General features: G+C 72.2%; 13 protein-coding genes and 1 pseudogene. 13 read left to right on the top strand and 1 reads right to left on the bottom strand.

Annotated elements, in window-relative coordinates; all coding sequences use genetic code 11:
- The first annotated feature begins 89 nt into the window (after nt 1-89).
- Together OG413_RS34220 and OG413_RS34215 are read left to right on the top strand one after the other, a co-directional pair.
- Entirely contained in the window at nt 90-782 is a 693-nt protein-coding gene (locus OG413_RS34220) for a TetR family transcriptional regulator (RefSeq protein ID WP_266813262.1), read from the top strand.
- A 114-nt stretch (nt 783-896) separates the two neighbouring features.
- Nucleotides 897-1265 (top strand): Zn-ribbon domain-containing OB-fold protein, encoded by a 369-nt coding sequence (locus OG413_RS34215; RefSeq protein WP_266813260.1) that lies wholly within the window; start codon nt 897-899, stop codon nt 1263-1265.
- 132 nt (nt 1266-1397) lie between these two features.
- Here the strand turns inward: OG413_RS34215 and OG413_RS34210 are convergent, their stop codons facing one another.
- The gene (locus tag OG413_RS34210; RefSeq protein ID WP_266812346.1) at nt 1398-2096 is read right to left on the bottom strand and encodes a type 1 glutamine amidotransferase domain-containing protein; all 699 of its coding nucleotides are present in this window, start codon (nt 2094-2096) and stop codon (nt 1398-1400) included.
- 82 nt (nt 2097-2178) lie between these two features.
- On the opposite strand from OG413_RS34210, the gene OG413_RS34205 reads away from it, so the two are divergent.
- From OG413_RS34205 to OG413_RS34155, 11 genes and pseudogenes are all read left to right on the top strand, one after another.
- Complete coding sequence (locus OG413_RS34205) at nt 2179-3150, top strand: LysR family transcriptional regulator (RefSeq protein WP_266812345.1); 972 nt, start codon at nt 2179-2181, stop codon at nt 3148-3150.
- Nucleotides 3151-3383: 233 nt separating this feature from the next.
- Complete coding sequence (locus tag OG413_RS34200) at nt 3384-4967, top strand: ABC transporter substrate-binding protein (protein WP_266812343.1); 1584 nt, start codon at nt 3384-3386, stop codon at nt 4965-4967.
- Nucleotides 4964-5917, top strand: coding sequence for an ABC transporter permease (locus OG413_RS34195; protein ID WP_266812341.1), 954 nt, complete (start codon nt 4964-4966; stop codon nt 5915-5917). The genes OG413_RS34200 and OG413_RS34195 overlap by 4 nt, the downstream gene beginning before the upstream one ends.
- Before the next feature lie 86 nt (nt 5918-6003).
- Entirely contained in the window at nt 6004-6816 is an 813-nt protein-coding gene (locus OG413_RS34190; protein WP_266813259.1) for an ABC transporter permease, read from the top strand.
- The gene (locus OG413_RS34185) at nt 6813-7922 is read left to right on the top strand and encodes an ABC transporter ATP-binding protein (RefSeq protein ID WP_266812339.1); all 1110 of its coding nucleotides are present in this window, start codon (nt 6813-6815) and stop codon (nt 7920-7922) included. The genes OG413_RS34190 and OG413_RS34185 overlap by 4 nt, the downstream gene beginning before the upstream one ends.
- Before the next feature lie 92 nt (nt 7923-8014).
- Nucleotides 8015-9001, top strand: a complete 987-nt coding sequence (locus OG413_RS34180) for an oligopeptide/dipeptide ABC transporter ATP-binding protein (protein WP_323137984.1) — start codon at nt 8015-8017, stop codon at nt 8999-9001.
- A 171-nt stretch (nt 9002-9172) separates the two neighbouring features.
- Complete coding sequence (locus tag OG413_RS34175) at nt 9173-11014, top strand: gamma-glutamyltransferase family protein (RefSeq protein ID WP_266812335.1); 1842 nt, start codon at nt 9173-9175, stop codon at nt 11012-11014.
- Nucleotides 11015-11059: 45 nt separating this feature from the next.
- Nucleotides 11060-11905 carry an inositol monophosphatase family protein gene (locus OG413_RS34170; RefSeq protein WP_266812333.1) on the top strand — a complete coding sequence of 282 codons (846 nt, stop codon included), beginning with the start codon at nt 11060-11062 and terminating at the stop codon, nt 11903-11905.
- A gap of 164 nt (nt 11906-12069) precedes the next feature.
- Nucleotides 12070-13485, top strand: coding sequence for an NAD(P)/FAD-dependent oxidoreductase (locus OG413_RS34165; RefSeq protein ID WP_266812332.1), 1416 nt, complete (start codon nt 12070-12072; stop codon nt 13483-13485).
- Nucleotides 13486-13525: 40 nt separating this feature from the next.
- A pseudogene (locus OG413_RS34160) lies at nt 13526-13992 on the top strand (GNAT family N-acetyltransferase).
- Nucleotides 13993-14195: 203 nt separating this feature from the next.
- On the top strand, nt 14196-15131 hold the full coding sequence (locus OG413_RS34155) for a DUF5829 family protein (protein ID WP_266813257.1): 936 nt from the start codon (nt 14196-14198) through the stop codon (nt 15129-15131).
- Nucleotides 15132-15297 lie beyond the last annotated feature (166 nt).

Below are 15297 nucleotides of genomic sequence, written 5' to 3'. Positions count from 1 at the left end.
TCTGTAAAGGTACCTAGTGCCAAAGCTGTCCTTCCGGTGCTACGTTTCGCCGCATGACCGAGGCGCGCAGACCGGAGAAGAAGGCCCCCATGCGGGAGGTGCTCGCCCAGGCGGCCTTCCAGCTCTTTCTGGAGCGCGGTTTCGAGCAGACCACGGTGGACGACATCGTGGCGCGGGCCGGGGTGGGGCGCCGGTCGTTCTTCCGCTACTTCCCCTCCAAGGAGGATGCGGTCTTCCCTGACCACGAACGCTGCCTCGCCGAGGTGACCGCCTTTCTGGCCGCCGTCGACGACAGCGATCCGGTGGCCGCCGTGTGCGACGCCGCCCGGATCGTGCTGCGCATGTATTCCGCCAACCCCCAGTTCTCCGTGCAGCGTTACCGGCTCACCCGTGAGGTTCCCGGTCTGCGTACGTACGAACTCTCCGTGGTGCGTCGCTACGAGCAGGCGCTGGCCGGTCATCTGCGCGGCCGGTTCGGCGAGGCGGGGGACGAGGCGCTGCGCGCCGAGGTGATCGCCGCCTCGGTGGTCGCCGCGCACAACAACGGGCTGCGGCTGTGGCTGCGTTCGGGTGGTGCGGGTGATCCCGAGGTGGCCGTGGACCATGCCCTGAGCCTGGTGCGGGATGTGTGGGGGAGTGGCGTAGAGCGCCCCGCGCCGGTCCCGGTGGTGGCGTCCGGCGGGAACGAGGTCATCGTCATGGTCGCCCCGAAGGGCACCCCGATGTGGCGCGTCGTGCAGCAGATCGAATCGGTCGTGGGCCAGGGATCGGCCGAAAAATAGGCACTCAGTGCCTTTACTCTTCGGCACTCAGTGCCATATGGTGCGGACGCGCCGACATCGAGGTGCGGCGAGTCCGAGCCGAGCGCAGGGGGTAGAGCCGTGTCCCAGACAGGAATTGGCACCGTCCGGAGCGCGCACGAAGAGTGCGGCCTCTCCTACCACCGCTGCCGCTGGTGCGGCACCGCCTCTTTCCGGCGGCTGCTGTGTCCGGTGTGCGCGTCGAGCGATCTGGAGCCCGAACGCGGCACCGGTCACGGGGTCGTCGTGCGGAGCGCGGTGGTGCACCGTTATACGGAAGCGGCGCGCAATGAGTCCCTCGTGCGGTTCTCCGAAGGGTTCGTGTTCCGCTGCCGTGTCGTGGGCGTCGCTCCGCACCTGGTGGCGGCCGGTGCGCGGGTGCGGCCCGTCGCCGGTGCCGAACCGGACGAGGGCGACGTGGTCTTCGAACTCTGTGAACCGCCCGTGCTCAACGCCTGGACCTGACGCCCCGAGCCGGGCACCCGGCCGAGCCGAGCGCCGAGCCCGGCCGAGCGACGGGCCCGTCCCGTTCCGCCCTGCCCCGTCCCGCGCTGCCGTGCTGCCCGGCTCGGGGTGCCCGTCGTACGTGCCCGTTCCTCAGGCTGCCAGCTTCTTGACCAGCTCGGCGGCCAGCGGTGCGGAGGACGCGGGGTTCTGCCCGGTGACCAGGTTGCGGTCGACGATCACGAAGGGGGCCCACGGCTCGCCCTCCTGGAAGTCGGCGCCGATCTCCACGAGGCGGTCCTGGAGCAGCCACTTGGCCTTGTCGGCCAGACCGGCCTGGCGCTCCTCGGCGTTGGTGAAGCCGGTGAGCCGGTATCCGGCGAACGCGTTGACGCCGTCGGGCCCGGTGGCGGCGAGCAGCGCGGCCGGTGCGTGGCAGACGACACCGAGCGGCTTGCCGGACGCCAGGGCGGCGGTGAGCAGCCTCCCGGAGTCGGCGTTGACCGCGAGGTCCTCCATGGGCCCGTGGCCGCCGGGGTAGAAGACGGCGTCGTACGCGCCGAGGTCCACGCCCTCCAGCGCGATCGGCTTGCGCAGCTCGGTGAACGTGTCGAGTGCCGCGGCGACGCGGTCGGCACCCTCCTGGCCGCCATTGAACTCAGGGGTGAGGCTGCCCCGGTCCACGGTCGGGACGACTCCGCCGGGGGTGGCGACGACGACCTCGTGGCCGGCGGCCGTGAACGCCTCGTACGGAGCGACGGCTTCCTCGGCCCAGAAGCCGGTCGGGTGCTTGGTTCCGTCGGCCAGTGTCCAGTGGTCGGCACCGGTCACCACGAAAAGGATCTTTGCCATGTCACATGTCTCCGAAGGTCGGGTCGCTGATGCCTCCGACCGTAGGCCGGGCGACCCATAGGTCTCCAATAGGCTTGCCTCTATGAGAAATAAGGAATCCGATGGGTTGGCGGGACTGGGCCGGACAGCCGCAGTCCCCGGCCGTCCGGCGGACCTGAATCTCCTGCGTACCTTCCTCGCCGTCCATCGGTCCGGATCGTTCACCGCCGCGGCGCGCCTGCTCGGCCTGTCGCAGCCGACGGTCACCACGCAGATCCGGTCCCTGGAGCGGCAGCTGGGCCGTGAGCTGTTCGAGCGGCTGCCGCGCGGTGTCGCCGCCTCGCCCTTCGCGGACGAACTCGCCGCCAGGGTCGACGCTCCGCTCGACGCCCTCGCCGCGGTGACGGGCGGCGGCCTCGGCCCGCCGGACGAGGAGCGCCCCGCCGAGCCCGTTCATCTGGCGGGCCCGGCCGAGGCGATGTGCGTGCAGGTGCTGCCCGCCCTGGCGCCCCTGGTGGCCGACGGTGTGCGGCTGCGGGTGGTCACCGGCCTCACCGACCCGCTCCTGGACGAGTTGCGCGCGGGCCGCCACGACCTGGTCATCGCCACGGTCCGGCCGCGCGGGCGGGCCTTGGCGTCGGCGCCCCTGATGGACGAGGAGTTCGTGTTGGTGGCCGCGCCCGTCTGGGCGGCGCGTACCGGCGGCCCGGCGCGGATCGCGGCCGAAGGCCCCGCCGCGCTGCACGGCGTCCCGCTGGTCACGTACGCCGAGGACCTGCCCATCGCCCGCCGCTACTGGCGCCATGTCTTCGGCGGGCGCCTGAGCTGCCAGGCCGCTCTCACCGTCCCCGACCTGCGCGGCGTCCTGTCCGCCGTCACGGCGGGGGCGGGCTTCACGGTGCTGCCCCGCTATCTCTGCCGGGCCGAACTGGCCTCGGGCGCCCTCGTCCCGCTGCATGAGCCCGTGGACCCCCCGCTCAACACCGCGTACCTGGTACAGCGCCCCGGTTCCACCGCCAACCCCGATGTCGCCCGCGTCCGCGACCACCTGGTGCGAGCCGCCCGCGCCTGGTGATTCGCGGCTCCGGTCCGCAGCCTCGATCTACGGCGCCGATTCGCGGCTCCGGTCCGCGGCTCCGGTCCACGGCGCCGACGCGCGGCGCCGTTATCCGATCGTCAGGAAAATCCTGTCCGCTATGTGAGCGGAACTCTTGCCTTGCGGACTGTATGCGAAATACGGTCTGCGATATTCCCTTGATCACCCCTGGCGGGAGGTAGGCCCTCGTGCGCCGAAAAGCGGTTGCCCTGGTGGCAGTTGCGTTGGTGTCCCTCACCTCGGGCTGCGCGTCGTTGCAGTCCTCGGCGACCGAGGTCGGCGGTGTACGGAAAACCGATGACCGGTCCGTACGCGACGGCGGGACGCTCACCGTGGCTCTCAACTCCGACCCGGACAAACTCGACCCCACCCTCGCCCAGACCCTCGTGGGCCGCACGGTCTTCGCGGGCATGTGCGAGAAGCTCTACGACATCGACGCGGACGGCACCGTCGTGCCGCAGCTCGCCGCCGCGCTCCCCGACGTCTCGGCCGACGGCCGCACCGTCACCGTACGGGTGCGCCCCGGCCTGACGTTCAGCGACGGCACCCGGCTCGACGCGAAGGCGGTCGTCACCTCGCTGCTGCGCCACCGCGACCTCCCCGGATCCGCGCGCGGCACCGAGCTGGCCCCGGTCCGCACGGCGCTGGCCACCGGACCGCTCACCGTCCGCATGGTCCTCGACCACCCCTACGTACCCCTCACCGGTGTCCTCGCCGACCGGGCCGGGATGGTGATGTCACCGACCGCGCTCAAGAAGTACGGGAAGGACTTCACCAACCACCCCTCCTGCGTCGGCCCCTTCCGCTTCGTCGAGCGCGTCGGCGGCGACCGGATCGTGCTCAAGAAGGACCCTCACTACTACGACGCCGACAAGGTCCACCTGGACGGCGTCGTCTACAAACCCATCCCCGACGGCAACGTCCGCCTCGCCAACCTGCGCTCCGGCGACCTCCAGATCGGCGACCAGATGGGCCCCGTCGACGTACGGAGCGCGCTGACCGAGCCGAAGCTCCAGCTGTTCAACTCGCCCTCCCTCGGCTACCAGGGCATCGGCCTCAACGTCGGCAACGTGAACGGCCTCGGACAGAAGCCCGGGAAACTCGACACCCCGCTCGCCAGGGACGTCCGCGTCAGGGAGGCATTCGAGCTCGCCATCGACCGCGACCTGATCAACAAGGTCGTCTTCCAGGGCATGTACGAACCGGCCTGCGGCCCGATCTCCCCGCAGTCCGCCATCGCCCCCGGCGTCAAACCGGAGGACTGCCCCCGGCGCGATGTCGCCAAGGCCAGGAAACTGCTGAAGGACGCCGGCGTGAAGACCCCGGTCAGGATCGAGCTGAAGACCTCCACCACCCCCGAACAGGGGCGCGTCGGCCAGGTCCTCCAGGCCATGGTCAAGGAGGCGGGCTTCGAGCTGACGCTGCGGCCCACCGAGTACGCCACCATGCTCGCGGAGACCGACGCCGGTGACTACGACGTCTTCACCAGCGGCTGGTCCGGCCGGCTCGACCCGGACGGCAACGTCTCCAACTTCCTCAAGACCGCGGGCGCCATGAACGCCTACGGACTCGGCGACCCGGAGATCGACCGGCTGATCGCCCAGGGCCGCACCGTCGCCGACCCGGCCCGGCGCACCGGGATCTACAACGAACTCACCCGTCGCGTCCAGGACGCCCACGCGATGATCTACCTCTACCGGCAGAAGAACTATGTCGTCGCCACCAAGGACGTCGCGGGCATCCGCGTCTACGGCGACGGACTGGTCCGGGTCAAGACTGCGGGGTACACTCGATGACGAAATACCTGCTGACGCGCCTGCGGCAGTCCCTCATCACCCTCTTCCTCGTCAGCATCGTGGTCTTCGCCGGAATCCGGGCGCTGCCCGGCGACCCGGCGCTCGCCCTGGCCGGTGAGGAGCGCAGCCCCGAGGCGCTCGCCGCGATCCGCGAGAGCTACGGACTCAACGACAATGTCGTGGTCCAGTACGGACGGTTCATCGGCCACGCCCTCACCGGGGACCTCGGCACCTCCTCCCGTACCGGACTCCCGGTCGCCGACGCCATCGGGCAGGCGCTGCCCGTCACCCTGGAACTGGCCGCGCTCTCCCTGCTCCTGGCCATCGTCGTCGGCATCGGCGCCGGAGTCGTCGCCGCCGTACGGCGCGGGAAGCCGGAGGAGTGGCTCGCCAACGCCATCGCGCTGATCGGCCTCTCCATCCCGACCTTCTGGCTCGGCATCGTGCTCGTCCTCGGATTCGCCATCGCCGTCCCGGTGTTCGCCGCCTCCGGATACGTCCCCTTCGGCACCGATCCGATCGACAACCTGCGCCGCATGGTGCTGCCCGCGATCGTGCTCGGCTCAGGGCTCGCCGCGGTCGTGATGCGGCAGACCCGCGCCGCGATGCTCGACTCGCTCTCCGCCGACTACGTCCGGACCGCCCGCGCGAAGGGCCTGTCCAGGCGCTCCGTCATCGGCGGACACGCGCTGCGCAACTCGCTCGTCACCGTGGTGACCGTGCTCGGCCTCCAGCTCGGCCATCTGATCTCCGGCGCCGTCGTCACCGAGCAGATCTTCGTCCTGCCCGGCTTCGGCAAACTCACCATCGACGCCGTCTTCACCCGCGACTACGCGACGCTCCAGGCCGTGGTGCTCTGCACCTCGGCCGCGTACATCCTCATCAATCTGCTGGTCGACGTGGTCTATTCGGTCATCGACCCGCGCATCCGGCTCGGAGGTGCCCGGTGACCACAGCGACCCCAGAGACCTCGGCGCTCCCCACCCCGCCACCGGTCACCGAGCGCAGGAGGCGGGGCGGCGGCAAGCTCCGCGCCCTGCGCCGCAACCGGCTCGCCCTCACCGGCGCGGTCATCGCCTCCGTCTTCATCCTCGCCGCCCTGTTCGCCCCGCTCATCGCCCCGTACGACCCGGCGCAGCCCGACTTCGGGAACGTACTCGCCGAACCCGGCTGGGCGCACTGGCTGGGCACCGACGACCTCGGCCGCGACCAGCTCTCCCGCATCGTCCACGGCGCCCGCGCCTCCATGCAGGTCGGCCTCGTCGCCGTCGTGCTGGCCTTCGTCGTCGGCGTACCGCTGGGACTGCTCGGCGGCTACTACGGCCGGTTCGCGGACAGTGCCGTGTCACGCCTCACCGACACCATGCTGGCGTTCCCGTTCCTGGTGCTCGCCGTCGGACTCGCCGCGATCCTCGGCCCGTCGCTGACCAACGCGACCATCGCCATCGGCATCTCCCAGATCCCCGCCGTCATCCGCATCACCCGGGCCGAGACCCTGCGGCTCAAGCATGTCGACTACGTCGGCGCGGCCATCGCCAACGGTGGCGGCGACGCCACCGTGCTCTTCCGGCACATCCTGCCCAACGCCGGCTCCGCACTGATCGTCCAGGCCACGGTCGGCATCCCCGCCGCGATCATCGGCGAGGCACTGCTGAGCTTCCTCGGCCTCGGCGTCCAGCCGCCCGACCCCTCGCTCGGCGTGATGCTCTCCGGAGCCCAGTCCTTCCTGGCCCCCGCGCCCTGGCTGGCCGTCTTCCCCGGCCTGGCGATCGTCGCGGCGACCCTGGCCTTCAACCTGCTCGGCGACGGGCTGCGTGACGTCCTCGACCCCCGTGGAGGGACCCGATGACCGAGATAGTTCCCGAACCCGAACCCGTACGGAACCCCGTGCGTGAACCCGTCCTGAGCGTGCGCGACCTCTCGGTCTCCTTCCGCTCCGACACCCGCACCGTGCACGCCGTCGACGGGGTCTCCTACGACCTCGCACCCGGCGAAGTCCTCGCCGTGGTGGGGGAGTCGGGCTGCGGCAAGTCCGTCACCTCGATGGCGACCATGGGGCTGCTCCCGCCCACCGCCCGCGTCGGGGGATCGATCAGACTCGGCGGGCGCGAACTGGTCGGCGCACCGGAGAAGGAACTCCAGAAGATCCGCGGCAAGGACATCGCGATGATCTTCCAGGAACCGATGACCTCGCTGAACCCGGTCCTCACCATCGGCCGGCAGATCGGCGAAGTGCTCCGCCGGCACCAGGGACTGAGCAAGAAGGACGCCAAGGCGCGCGCCGCGGACCTCCTCGAACTGGTCGGCATCCCCGCCCCGTCGCGCCGCGTCGACGAATACCCGCACCAGCTGTCCGGCGGCATGCGCCAGCGCGTCATGATCGCCATCGCCGTGGCCTGCGACCCGTCCGTCCTCATCGCCGACGAGCCGACGACCGCGCTCGACGTCACGGTGCAGGCGGGCATCCTCGAAGTCCTCCAGTCCCTGCGCGAACGCCTCGGCACCGCCATCGTCCTGGTCACCCACGACCTCGGTGTCGTCGCCGACGCCGCCGACCGGGTGCTCGTGATGTACGCGGGCCGAGCCGTCGAACAGGCCCCGGTCCACGATCTGTTCGCCTCCGGCCGCCACCCCTACACCCGCGGCCTGCTCGGTGCCGTGCTCCGGCCCGGCGGCGAGGGAAAACGCCGGCTCCCCGAGATCCCCGGCCTCGTGCCGAGCCTCGACAGCCAGCCCGACGCCTGCACCTTCGCTCCGCGCTGCGCCCGTGCCGACGCCACCTGCACCGGCGGCCGCCCCGGCTTCCGGGCCATCGACCCGCAGGCCGGTACGGACGCCGCGCACCGGGCGGCCTGCTGGCACCCGTACGCCGCGGGCGAAGCGACCGCCGCCCTCGGGGCGGGTGCGGTGACCGCCGCCCATGACGCGCGACCCGACCAGGAGGCCGGAAAGTGACCACCGCACAGGCCGTCCCCGCACCGCGCGAAAGCGGCGAAGGCGGCGAGGGCACCCCTCACCCGCACCCCCCGGTGCTGGAGATCAACGCCATGGAACGGCACTTCGGGGCTTCCGGCGGCGGCACCGTCCGGGCCGTCGACGGAGTCTCGATCACCATCGGACGCGGCGAGGTCGTCGGCCTCGTCGGCGAGTCCGGCAGCGGCAAGTCGACCGTCGGCCGCTGCGCCGTACGCCTCGACGAACCCACCGCCGGAACCGTCCACATCAACGGCACGGACGTCACCCACCTCTCCCGCCGCGCCCTGCGGCCCCTGCGCAAGGACTTCCACCTGGTCTTCCAGGACCCGTCGTCCTCGCTCGACCCGCGGATGACCATCGGCCAGATCATCGCCGAACCCATCAGGCTGCACCGCAGGGCACGGGGCGCGGCCGTACGGGAACGGGTCGAGCAACTCCTCGGCCAGGTCGGGCTGCGCCCCGAGCACGCCGACCGGCACCCCCACGAGCTGTCCGGCGGGCAGCGCCAGCGCATCTCGATCGCCCGTGCGCTCTCCTGCGATCCCGATCTGCTCGTCGCCGACGAACCGACCTCGGCGCTCGACGTGTCCGTCCAGGCGTCCGTGCTCAACCTCCTCGCCGACCTCCAGCGCGACCGGGGCTTCGGCTGCCTGTTCATCACCCACGACCTGGCCGCCGTCGAATTCCTCGCCGACCGGATCGCCGTGATGTACCTCGGGCAGATCGTCGAACAGGCCCCGACCGCCGAACTCTTCGCCGCCCCCAAGCACCCGTACACACAGGCCCTTCTCTCCGCCGCCCCCGTACCCGACCCGGTTCTCCAGCGCTCCCGCGAACGCATCGTGCTGCACGGCGAACTGCCCAGTCCGCTCGACCCGCCGCCCGGCTGCCGCTTCCACACCCGCTGCCCGCTCGCCACCGACCTGTGCCGCACCGAGATCCCCGCACTGCGCGAGATCCCCGGCGGACGGCAGGTCTCCTGCCACCTCGTGACCGACGACGGCACCGCACCCGACGCCACCACACAGGGCGCCACCGCACCGGGCGCCACCGCCTGACAGCGGGCACGGACGGACGGCGCGGACGGCCGGACGGCGCGTACGGCGCGTACGTACGATCCGCACAGCAGCCCCGAGACCGAGCAGCCCCGAGACCGAGCAATCCAGAGACCGAGCACCCCAGAACCCCGTCACTCAGAACCTCGCACGTCGCAGCAAGGAGCCGCATCCGTGTTCACCACCCGGCCGACCCTCCAGGGCACCTTCGGCATGGTGTCCTCCACCCACTGGCTCGCCTCGCAGTCCGCGATGGCCGTCCTGGAGGACGGCGGCAACGCCTACGACGCGGCCGTCGCCGCCGGATTCGTCCTGCACGTCGTCGAACCGCACCTCAACGGCCCGGCCGGTGAGGTCCCGATGATCCTGGCGCCGAAGGACGGCGCCGTGCAGGTGCTGTGCGGCCAGGGCCCCGCCCCCGCGGGCGCCACCGTCGCGCACTACCGCTCCCTCGGCCTCGACCTGGTCCCCGGTACCGGACCGCTCGCCGCCGCCGTGCCGGGCGCCTTCGACGCCTGGATGCTGCTGCTGCGCGACCACGGGACCAGGACCGTCGCGGAGGTCCTGCGCTACGCGATCGGGTACGCCGAGGACGGCCACGCCCCCGTGGAGCGCGTCGGCCAGACCGTGGAGACCGTCCGGGAGCTCTTCGAGACCGAGTGGCACACCTCCGCCGACGTCTACCTCCCGGGCGGCAGGGCACCCCGGCCCGGCGAGCTGTTCCGCAACCCGGCCCTCGCCGCGACCTGGCGCCGCCTGATAGCGGAGGCCGAGGAGACCGGCGGCGAGGACCGCACCGCGCAGATCGAGGCCGCCCGCGAGATCTGGCGTACGGGCTTCATCGCCGAGGCGCTGGTCCGCCAGGCCGCCGTCCCCACCAAGGACACCAGCGGAACCCGCCACACCGGCACCCTCACCGCCGCCGACCTGGCGGGCTGGTCCGCGTCGTACGAGGCGCCGGCCACGTACGACTGGAACGGCTGGACGCTGGCCAAGGCGGCCGGCTGGAGCCAGGGCCCCGCCTTCCTCCAGCAGCTCGCCCTGCTCCCCGCCGAACTGCCCGCGTACGGCTCCGCCGACTACGTCCACCTGCTCATCGAGGGCTGCAAGCTCGCGATGGCCGACCGCGAGGCCTGGTACGGCGACGCCACCGACGTACCGCTCGACGCGTTGCTCTCCGAGCCGTACAACGCCGAGCGCCGCGCCCTGATCACCGACACCGCGTCGCTGGAGCTGCGCCCCGGCAGCCCCGACGGCCGCACCCCGCTCCTCAGCACGCACGCCCACGCGGTCGCCTCCGGCGAGTCCGGCTTCGACGCCATGGGCATCCCGGCGGCCGGAGTGGGCGAGCCGACCGTCGCCAGGGACGGCGCGGGCGCCGGTGAGCAGGTGGTCGCCCCGGACGGCGCCACCCGCGGCGACACCTGCCACGTCGACGTCGTCGACCGCTGGGGCAACATGGTCTCGGCCACCCCCAGCGGCGGCTGGCTCCAGTCCAACCCGGTCGTGCCCGAGCTGGGTTTCCCGCTCGGAACCCGGCTCCAGATGGCCTGGCTGGAGGAGGGCCTGCCGAACTCGCTGACCCCCGGCCGCCGCCCCCGCACCACGCTCACCCCGTCCCTCGCGCTGCGCGACGGCGTCCCCGTCATGGCGTTCGGCACGCCCGGCGGCGACCAGCAGGACCAGTGGCAGGTGCACTTCTTCCTCGCCGTCGCCCTCCGCGCCGAGGTCCGCGGCGGCCTCGACCTTCAGGGCGCCATCGACGCCCCGAACTGGCACAACGACAGCTTCCCCGGCTCCTTCTTCCCGCGCGGCATGCGCCCGGGGAGCGTCACCGTCGAGGAGGGCATGGACCCGGAGGTGATCGGGGAACTGCGCCGCCGCGGCCATGACGTCACGGTCGGCAGCGCCTGGTCGGAGGGCCGGATGTGCGCGGTCGCCAGGGACCCGCGGACCGGCATCCTGTCCGCCGCCGCCAATCCGCGCGGGATGCAGGGATACGCGGTCGGCCGCTGACCGCCCGCCCGAGGAGTCCCCGGCGGAGCGTGCTTAGCTGGAGTCATGATCGATGACTTTCTGGCCGAGACCGCCGGGGACACCGGGCCGCTGACCGAGGTCGAGGCGGCGGTCCGCGCCGCGGCCGCCGCCGAGATCATGCCGAGGTACCGGCAGCTCGCCGCGCACGAGATCATCGAGAAGAACGGTCCCCACGACCTGGTCACCACCGCCGACCGGCTCGCCGAGGAGCACCTCACCGCCTCCCTGACCAAGCTGCTGCCCGGTTCGGTCGTCGTCGGCGAGGAGGCGGTCCACGCCGACCCGGCGGTGTACGACGCGCTGGGCGGCGACGCGCCGGTGTGGATCGTCGACCCGGTCGACGGCACCCGCCAGTTCGTACGCGGGGAGACGGGCTTCTGCACACTCGTCGCGCTCGCGCACCACGGTGAGCTCCTCGCCTCCTGGACGTACGCCGCGGCACTGGACGAGATGGCCGTCGCGGTACGCGGCCGGGGAGCCACGCTCAACGGCGAGCCGATACGTTCCGGCTCGCCCGCCCCGGGTGCCGTCCTGAAGGTGGCGATGTCCCACCCCGACTACACCACCGACGCCCAGAAGCGGGCCCTCCTCGGCCTGCGCACCGACGGCATCGACGCCCGGCCCTGCGGTTCGGCGGGCCTGGAGTACCTCGCCGTTGCCCGCGGCGAGTCGGACGCGGTCGCCTTCAACTGGGAGTACGCCTGGGACCACGCGGCGGGCCTGCTCCTGGTCACCGAGGCGGGCGGCGCCCAGGCCACCCTGTCCGGTGCCCCCTTCCGTATCGCAGGCGGCAACGACCTGCCCTTCACCGCGGCCAGGGACGAGGCCACCGTGCGGCGCATCCTCGACGCGCTGCGCACGAGCGCCTGAGTAGACGGATGACGGTGCCGGTCCGGCCGGGGGACGAGTACCCGGCCGGACCGGCACCCGGCCGGGCGGATGCCGGGGCCGATGAGGGACCACCCCCGGCCCCACTGTCCGAAGGCCCTCATATCCTGGGTTCCTTGCCCATCGGCTGACGAAGGAGTCCGAAGGTGCCGTCGATGCTCGATGCTGTCGTCGTGGGGGCGGGCCCCAACGGACTGACCGCCGCAGTCGAACTGGCCCGCCGGGGCCTCGCCGTGGAGGTGTACGAGGCGGGGGACCGTGTCGGCGGAGGCGCCCGCACCGAGGAGCTCACCCTCCCCGGCTTCCGGCACGACCCGTGCTCCGCCGTGCACCCGCTGGGCATCGGCTCACCCGCGTTCCGGCAGATGCCCCTGGCCCGCCACGGCCTGGAATGGCTCCAGCCCGACCTGGCGCTCGCCCACCCCTTCCCCGACGGAACGGCCGCCGTGCTCGCCCGGTCGGTGGGGGAGAGCGCGATGTCGCTCGGGCCGCGGGACGCCGGGACCTACCGCCGGCTCGTCGCCCCCTTCCTCGGCCACTGGGACACCCTCGCCGCCGACTTCCTGCGCACCCCGTGGGACGGGCTGCCCCGCGACCCGTACCGCCTGGCCCGGTTCGGCGCACTCGGACTGCAGCCCGCGACCTGGCTCTCCCGGCGCTTCGGCGGCGACCGGGCCCGAGGGCTCATCGCGGGGCTCGCCGCCCATGCCATAGCGCCGACCAGCGGATTCGCCACCGGGGCCATCGCCCTGGTCTTCGCGCTCGCCGCCCACGAGAACGGCTGGCCGGTGCCGCGCGGCGGCTCGCAGGCCATCTCCGACGCCCTCGCCTCCTACCTCCGCGAACAGGGCGGCACGATCCGCACCGGCATCGAGGTCAAGCGCCTGGACGAACTCCCGCCCGCCCGCGCCTACGTCTTCGACACCTCGCCGACCGCCCTGGCCCGGATCGCCGGGCTGGGCGACACGTACCGCGGCTACCGTTACGGCGCCTCCGCCTTCAAGATCGACTACGCGCTGTCGGGCCCCGTCCCCTGGACCGCGGAGGACGCCCGGCGCGCCGGCACGGTCCACATCGGGCCCACCGCGGGCGAGATCGACACCGCGCTGCGCGCCGCCGTGGAGGGCCGGGACCCGAGCGTTCCGTTCCTGATCACCGCACAGCCGAGCCTGATCGATCCGTCCAGAGCTCCCGAGGGCCGCCATGTCTTCTGGGTGTACGGGCACGTCCCGGCCGGGTGGCAGGGCGACGCCACCGAGGTCATCGAGCGCCAACTGGAGCGTTTCGCCCCCGGGTTCCGTGATCTGGTGCTCGCCCGCGCCCTCGCGGGCCCTCCGCAACTCGCCGCGCGCAACGCCAATTACGTCGGCGGTGACATCGCCTGCGGAGCCTTCTCCGGACTCCAGACCCTGATCCGCCCCAAGCTCGCCCGTGTCCCCTACGCAACCGCCCACCCGGCGGTCTTCCTCTGCTCCTCCGCCACCCCGCCGGGCCCCGGTGTGCACGGCATGTCCGGCCATCACGCGGCGAAGGCCGTCTGGCGACGGCTGCGGTCCCGATGAGCGCGGGCGCGGGGCCTCCGGCGGGCCACGTGGTGCCCCGCTGTCGGTACGTGACCTGACGCACGAGGACCTGGCGTCGTGCGGGTGGTCGGGGTCCGCCCACCATCTGACGGTGTCGCGAAGCAGATCGAGCGTGCCCGGCTGGGTGAGGTCGACTACCTGGCGATCTGCCCGGCATCGGACGTTCCTGTGGCGAAGGGGGGCATCGACTACCTGGTCAAGGAGGGTGCCGGGACGCTCTGGCAGTTCGCTGTGCACCCCGCGTCGCAGTCGCGCGGCATCGGTACGTTCCTTGTCGAAGCCGCGGAGCTGCGGATCAGGAAGCGCGGTCTGCGGCGGAGCGAACCGGCCGTGAAGGAGAGCAACCCCCGAGCTCGGGCGCTCTACGAGCGGCTGGGCTACGTCGCCTACGACCGGCAGGCGGACTCGTGGGAGGAACGCGCCCCGGACGGTTCGCCGCGCCGCTACGAAACGATGTGCACGCTGATGCGGAAGACGCTCCCGTAGCTCCGGGCGGCCGACGGCCAGGTGGGCTGGGGGCCGGGCGGCCAGGCGGGCAGGGCGGCGGCCCACCTGGCCGTCGGCCGCCCGGAGCAGCCTGGCACGCGTCACTTGCCGCGCGCCCCGGGCTTCCGCGAAATCATCGGCGGCCGTCCACCGCCCGCCCTACGATTCCCCGCATGCTGCTTCGTCAGATGTTACGGATGACCATGGTCCTCGCGGTGGCACTCGCGGTGACCCTCCCCGGCGCGATCGAGCACGGCACGGGGACTGCGCGGGCCGAGGGGAGCCGGCAACTGTCCGACCGCCAACTGTCCGACCGGCAACTGCTCTCTTTCAACCACGCCTACGGGGTGCTCGACAGGGAGACCGCCGACGCCATCGAACACTCCGACTACCTGCGGGACTTCGCCAACTTCCAGGTCCGCACCACCACCGGTGCCGACGGTCAGACCTGGACCGGACGCTATCTGATGGGCCGTGAGACCTATCTCGAACTGTTCGGAGCGGGCGATCTGCCCGGCCAGGACGGCACCCTCGGATCGGCCGGGATGGGCGTCTCGGCCGAGCGGTCCGGAGACCTGACGACGGTGATCCAGCGGCTGCGGGACCAGGGGATCGCCGACCCCTTCGAGTTCCGCCAGACACGTGACTTCGGCGACGGCGTCCCGGTGCCCTGGTTCGACGCCGTCTTCACCTCCGCCCAGTACGACGCGTTCGGGGCCTGGGGGATGGAATACCTGCCGGAGTACTTCGCCGACCCGCGCGGTAACACCGAGCCGGCCTCCTACCCCGGTGACGTCGGCCGGGAGCGCTATCTGTCCGACGACTACCGCGGTCATCTGATGCGTGACGTGGTGTCCATCCGCCTCGCGGTCACGGAAGGGGACCTCGCCCGCACGGTGCCGTTGCTGCGGGCGGGCGGGTTCGTCGTCCGGACCGAGGCGGGCGGGGGAGCCGTCGCCGTACGCGGCGGCACCGAGATCCAGCTCGACGCGGTTGCGCGCGACCGGGCGGGCCTGCGACAGGTCGAGCTGTCGCTGAACAGGCCGGTGGCGGAACGGCACACCGAGCAGATCGGCCGGTCGGCCCTCGTCGTCGGCCCGGGAAGCCGTGCCGTGTGGACCTTCGGCGAAGGGACGTAGGGCCCGCAGCGCCTGCCTCCGGGTGTCCGGCGTATGACATGGCACACGCCCGTGTTACCCGCACCCGGCGCATGACATGGCACACGCCCGCGAAACCCCGCCCCCGCGGTTTCGCGGGCGTCTGCCATGTCACCTTTCACACCGCCGTCATGTCACCTTTCACACG

The organism is Streptomyces sp. NBC_01433, assembly GCF_026340105.1.
Classification (GTDB): domain Bacteria; phylum Actinomycetota; class Actinomycetes; order Streptomycetales; family Streptomycetaceae; genus Streptomyces.
The sequence above is the reverse complement of the archived record's forward strand: the minus strand, read 5'-3'. Positions and strand labels throughout refer to the sequence as shown.

Excerpts from the sequence above, each read along its gene's own strand:
- OG413_RS34220 (WP_266813262.1), top strand. The coding sequence starts at position 90 with ATGCGGGAGGTGCTCGCCCAGGCGGCCTTCCAGCTCTTTCTGGAGCGC.
- OG413_RS34210 (WP_266812346.1), bottom strand. The coding sequence starts at position 2,096 with ATGGCAAAGATCCTTTTCGTGGTGACCGGTGCCGACCACTGGACACTG.
- OG413_RS34205 (WP_266812345.1), top strand. The coding sequence starts at position 2,179 with ATGAGAAATAAGGAATCCGATGGGTTGGCGGGACTGGGCCGGACAGCC.
- OG413_RS34195 (WP_266812341.1), top strand. The coding sequence starts at position 4,964 with ATGACGAAATACCTGCTGACGCGCCTGCGGCAGTCCCTCATCACCCTC.
- OG413_RS34185 (WP_266812339.1), top strand. The coding sequence starts at position 6,813 with ATGACCGAGATAGTTCCCGAACCCGAACCCGTACGGAACCCCGTGCGT.
- OG413_RS34180 (WP_323137984.1), top strand. The coding sequence starts at position 8,015 with ATGGAACGGCACTTCGGGGCTTCCGGCGGCGGCACCGTCCGGGCCGTC.
- OG413_RS34170 (WP_266812333.1), top strand. The coding sequence starts at position 11,060 with ATGATCGATGACTTTCTGGCCGAGACCGCCGGGGACACCGGGCCGCTG.
- OG413_RS34155 (WP_266813257.1), top strand. The coding sequence starts at position 14,196 with ATGGTCCTCGCGGTGGCACTCGCGGTGACCCTCCCCGGCGCGATCGAG.